Source organism: Noviherbaspirillum denitrificans (genome assembly GCF_002211445.1).
Classification (GTDB): domain Bacteria; phylum Pseudomonadota; class Gammaproteobacteria; order Burkholderiales; family Burkholderiaceae_D; genus Noviherbaspirillum; species Noviherbaspirillum denitrificans.
Genome location: NZ_LSTO01000001.1, coordinates 2,117,592 through 2,121,917 on the forward strand (window position 1 = coordinate 2,117,592; position 4,326 = coordinate 2,121,917).

The window sequence follows — 4,326 nt, forward strand, 5'->3', positions numbered from 1 at the left end:
TTCGCGCAGGTCCGCGAGGTCCACGCCGAGGCCGCGGAACAGTGTGCGGTAGTCACCATGCAGCAAGCCGTCGAGCCGCCGCAGCACCGTCAGTTCAAGCCGGTTGAGGATGGTTTCAGGCGTTTGCGTCGACTTTGACATGGTTTTCCAGGACCCTTTCCGGCGGCGGCAGATGCTTGAGAATGCGGTGGATGATCTGGTCCGGCGTGACATTGTCGGCCAGCGCCTCATAGGACAGCGACAGGCGGTGCCGCAGCACGTCGGGCACGAGGTCGACCACGTCTTCGGGCCGCACATGGCTGCGCCCGCGCAGCAGGGCCAGCGCCCTCGCCCCTTCCACAAGGTGGATGGAGGCGCGCGGACTGGCGCCGCAGGACAGGTAATGTTTGAGGTGCGGCACGTTGCAGCGCTCGGGGTCGCGTGTCGCGGCCACCAGGCGCACCGCGTAGCGCACCAGAGAGGGATCGATATAGCAGTCGCGGCAATGGCGCTGCAGGCGCGCCAGCTCTTCCGTCGTGGTCACCGACGCCACCTCCTGGTCCTGCGTGGTCACGCGGTTGACGATAACGAACTCTTCTTCCTCGCTTGGATAGCCGACCACGACTTTCATCATGAAACGGTCCACCTGGGCTTCCGGCAAGGGATAAGTGCCCTCGGTCTCGATCGGGTTCTGCGTCGCCATAACGAGGAAGGGTTCGGGCACAAGATGCGTGGTGCCAGCGATCGTCACCTGGCGTTCCTGCATCACTTCCAGCAACGCGCTCTGCACCTTGGCGGGCGCGCGGTTGATTTCGTCGGCCAGCAGCAGGTTGGAAAACACCGGCCCTAACGAAGTGCTGAACTCACCGGTCTTCTGGTTGTAGATGCGCGTGCCGACGAGGTCGGCCGGCACCAGGTCCGGCGTGAACTGGATGCGGTGGAAACTGCCGCGTATGGTCTTGGCCAGCGTCTTCACCGTCAGCGTCTTGGCCAGGCCAGGCACACCTTCCACCAGCAGGTGTCCACCGGCAAGGATCGCCACCAGCACACGCTCGAGGAAATGATCCTGCCCGACGACAACTCGTTTCACTTCATACAGGACGCGCTCCATCTGGAGCGAAACGTCGGACCTGCTGTTTTCGATGGTATCCATGTGTGTGGTGGGTGGTTTCAGAATGGGGAATCGCCGGCCGCTGCCGCCGCGATCTCGATGGGTACGGCAAATCCGATGCCGACAAAGCTGCCCTGCTCGTGCGGACTCAGGATGGCGGTGACGATGCCGACCACCTCGCCGCTCATGGTGATCAGCGGACCGCCGGAATTGCCGGGATTGGCGGCGGCGTCGAACTGGATCAGGTTGCGCAGCACCTCGTTGTCGCGCGGCGACATGTAGGTGCGTTTGAGCCCGGAGACGATGCCCGACGATGCCGATGGGCCGATATTGAACGGGAAGCCGACCGCGACCACCTTGTCTCCCACCGCCAATCCCTGCGTCGAGCGCAGCGTGGCCGGCACCAGGTCATCCGGGACACTGAGGGCCTGGATGACGGCCAGGTCGTTTTCGGGAAGACGGCGCAGCACGATGGCATCCGATTGATGCCCGTCCGCAAAATGGACCTTGATGCGCGTGCGGTCATCGGTGCCGACGACGTGCAGGTTGGTGAGGATCACGCCCTTGTCGATGATGACCACCCCGGTTCCCACGCCGCGCGTTGCCTTGTGCGTCGCGTTGTCCTCGCCCTCCTGCACCACGCGCACCACCGACGGGCGGATGCGCGCGTAGGCCTTCGATTCCGGCGACGGCAGCACGTTGTTTTCCAGGGTGTGCAGCACGGCGGCGTCGATGTCGCGCTGGGTGAACCGCCTCTCTTCCGGAGTCAGCATCGTATAGGCGCCGAACAGCAGCATGCACATCAGTACCGGGATCGCCATCAGCAGCAGGCGCTCGTGGCGCTTGACCATGGCACGGCTTCGAACGAAGCGTGGCGCCCGCTGTTCCGGCGCCGGCACGTGCGTTTGCGGAGGCGGCGGCGCACCAGATGGCGCGGCGCGTTGGCGGCGGGCGGAGCGGCTGTAAAGAGGCGTTCTTTTCATGGCCGGCAATACCTCAGCGCAGGTCTTTGTAGCGTCCGACGCGGTACTTCCGCATCTGGTAATTGGCCGTGCCGCCGAGGATCAGCACGCCGAGCAGCGGAATCGCCAGCAGGAGCGAATCCGTGAACAGCGCGCCGCCGAAGCCTGCGACCGCGCAAAGCGCGAGCGCCTTTCCGAGCTGCCGCATGCCGACCTTCCATGCCTGCCAGGCGATATCGAGGGTCATGAGCATGAAAAAGATATTCAGGAAAACCATGATGTGTTCCGAGGGCCGCAACCGCGCGCGGTGCCGCTGTCCGTCTTGCTACTTTGTCCTCGCGACGATGGGCAAGTTCAAGCAGTTTCGCGGCGGATGCGAGATGAATCATGGAACACGTCTGAATCCCCTCCGGCGTGCCGAAAGGAAAGGCTCGCCTCAGATGGCCCTGATCTCGGCGGGATTGGCAGGCTCGGCGAAGGGACCGCGCGTTTCCAGGTGTTCCTCGAAATCCGCGTCGAGCTGGCCGTGCTGCTTGAGGAACTCGCGCACCTCGCGCAGCCACAAGCGCTTGTCGCTGAGGCCGGAATCGTCACCCAGCGTATAGGTCATCCGGTCGGCAAACAGGTGCCGCGCGTCCATGGGCTGCAGGCGGAACACCTGTGCGAGGATCGCCGCCGGGTCGCGGGGCTCCTCGCCGGACAGCTGCAACCGGCTGTCGTCATCGGAAAGCGTGAGCCCGGCGGCATTGAACGCCGGGTGCTGGGCCAGCCAGCCGGCCGGCGAGCACACGGTGCCGTGCTCCAGGGTTTCGCCGCGCGCGCTGACCAGCTGGTCCAGGTCGATCGCGGTTTCCGGGATACCGTCGATGATGGCGTAGGCGTCCTTGATGAGTTCGAAGTCGGGAGCGGTGTCCATGGCAGATCCTTTCACAGCAAGTCTCTCTATTTATAGGGTAAGGAGGCTGCCCGGCCGTGCCTTGCGCCACTTCAATGGGTATACAGTTCCAGCAGTTCTTTCAGCGCCCGCACCGTCGACGCATGGTCTCCGGTGTGCAGGATGCCGTGGCCGCCGCGCGCTTCCCATTGCGCGATGTTGTCCGCCGTGTCGTCGATCAGCACCTTGTGCGGACCGCTGAAGTCGGCCTTCAGTTTCCTCGGCACTACATGCACGATGAATTCCGGGCCGAAGATGCGTGCCACCCACTCGCGCTTCTGCTCCTGGAAAACCCTGTTGGTCGGCGCGCCGGTGAGGAAGATGGGCTCGAGGTCGCGCGTGGCTTCCCACAGCAGCATGCAGCCCTCGATAAGCTCGAGTTCAGCAAAGAAACGCTTGTCCGCATTGATGATCTTCCACAAGCGGCTGCGCTCCAATTCGTCCGGATGCTTGCCGGTCAAACGCTTGACGCGCGCGTCGAAGTCGGCGAAGACGCCGTCGAGGTCGAGATATACCTGCAGCTTCGGTTTGTGTGTCGTGTCCACCGATTTCCTTTATTTTTCCGTTTGTATCACCGATACGCCAAACCATGCCCGGGTTCCCTTTGTGTTGTATTCGTCGGGAACAACTTTCCAGGGAGCGAATCGATACCAGGGAATTTAGAGCATGCCACCTAATCCTTCTGACTTACACTGCGGGCCACGTATTGAACCTCATTAAGGAAAGCCGCAATGGGCCTGTACCTTGCCTATGATGCCGCACAACAACCACTCGCACACGCACCGGAAGACGCCCGTCCGCGCCTGCTGATTGCCGTGCGTCCTGAAGATATTGCCTTCTCGAAAGTCGTCCTTGGGGATGAGTTCAACACCGTTATCTGCCACAGCTATGAGGATGCATGCGCCGCAATCGTGTCAGGCGTGGATCTCGTCACCTGCGGCGTGCATTTCGACAACGGCAGGGTGTTCGATCTGCTGCGCCGCGTACGCGGCGACCCGGGTACCGCCGAGCTGCCCTTCTTCATCCTGCTCGGCGCAGGGAGCCGTTACTCTCCCGCAATCATCCAGGGCATCCGCGCCGCCGCCAAGCTGCTCAAGGTCACCGCATTTACCGACCTCAACCGTTTTGCCGACAAACTGGGGAAGGAAGAGTCGCTGGCGGCGTTGCGACAAGGCATCCGTGACGCCATCGCCATCCGGCCCCGGACCACTTCAAACCAGGAGTGCACGGCACAAATACGGCCCCGCCGCGTCTAAACCTGTATCTGCGCTGCAATCCGGCCGAGGAAGCCAGCCAGTCTGGCGCCGGCGGGAACAGAACATCCAGATGCAAGGCGGTCC

General features: G+C 63.0%; 6 protein-coding genes. 1 reads left to right on the top strand and 5 read right to left on the bottom strand.

Going from position 1 to position 4,326, the window contains the following annotated elements; all coding sequences use genetic code 11:
• Positions 1-115 precede the first annotated feature (115 nt).
• From AYR66_RS10390 to AYR66_RS10410, 5 genes are all read right to left on the bottom strand, one after another.
• A complete protein-coding gene (locus tag AYR66_RS10390) occupies positions 116-1,132 on the bottom strand; it encodes an AAA family ATPase (RefSeq protein ID WP_234814873.1) in 1,017 nt (338 codons plus the stop codon).
• 17 nt (positions 1,133-1,149) lie between these two features.
• Positions 1,150-2,073 carry a S1C family serine protease gene (locus tag AYR66_RS10395; RefSeq protein WP_088707431.1) on the bottom strand — a complete coding sequence of 308 codons (924 nt, stop codon included), beginning with the start codon at positions 2,071-2,073 and terminating at the stop codon, positions 1,150-1,152.
• Between the two features lie 13 nt (positions 2,074-2,086).
• Positions 2,087-2,329, bottom strand: coding sequence for a hypothetical protein (locus AYR66_RS10400; RefSeq protein ID WP_088707432.1), 243 nt, complete (start codon positions 2,327-2,329; stop codon positions 2,087-2,089).
• Positions 2,330-2,488: 159 nt separating this feature from the next.
• Positions 2,489-2,983 (bottom strand): hypothetical protein, encoded by a 495-nt coding sequence (locus AYR66_RS10405; protein ID WP_141104054.1) that lies wholly within the window; start codon positions 2,981-2,983, stop codon positions 2,489-2,491.
• 56 nt (positions 2,984-3,039) lie between these two features.
• A complete protein-coding gene (locus tag AYR66_RS10410) occupies positions 3,040-3,531 on the bottom strand; it encodes an HAD family hydrolase (protein ID WP_088707434.1) in 492 nt (163 codons plus the stop codon).
• Between the two features lie 186 nt (positions 3,532-3,717).
• On the opposite strand from AYR66_RS10410, the gene AYR66_RS10415 reads away from it, so the two are divergent.
• The gene (locus AYR66_RS10415; RefSeq protein WP_088707435.1) at positions 3,718-4,242 is read left to right on the top strand and encodes a hypothetical protein; all 525 of its coding nucleotides are present in this window, start codon (positions 3,718-3,720) and stop codon (positions 4,240-4,242) included.
• Positions 4,243-4,326: the final 84 nt, after the last annotated feature.

What these genes read in the sequence shown, in the direction of transcription:
- AYR66_RS10390 (WP_234814873.1), bottom strand. Translation starts at nt 1,132, where the DNA reads ATGGATACCATCGAAAACAGCAGGTCCGACGTTTCGCTCCAGATGGAG.
- AYR66_RS10395 (WP_088707431.1), bottom strand. Translation starts at nt 2,073, where the DNA reads ATGAAAAGAACGCCTCTTTACAGCCGCTCCGCCCGCCGCCAACGCGCC.
- AYR66_RS10400 (WP_088707432.1), bottom strand. Translation starts at nt 2,329, where the DNA reads ATGGTTTTCCTGAATATCTTTTTCATGCTCATGACCCTCGATATCGCC.
- AYR66_RS10415 (WP_088707435.1), top strand. Translation starts at nt 3,718, where the DNA reads ATGGGCCTGTACCTTGCCTATGATGCCGCACAACAACCACTCGCACAC.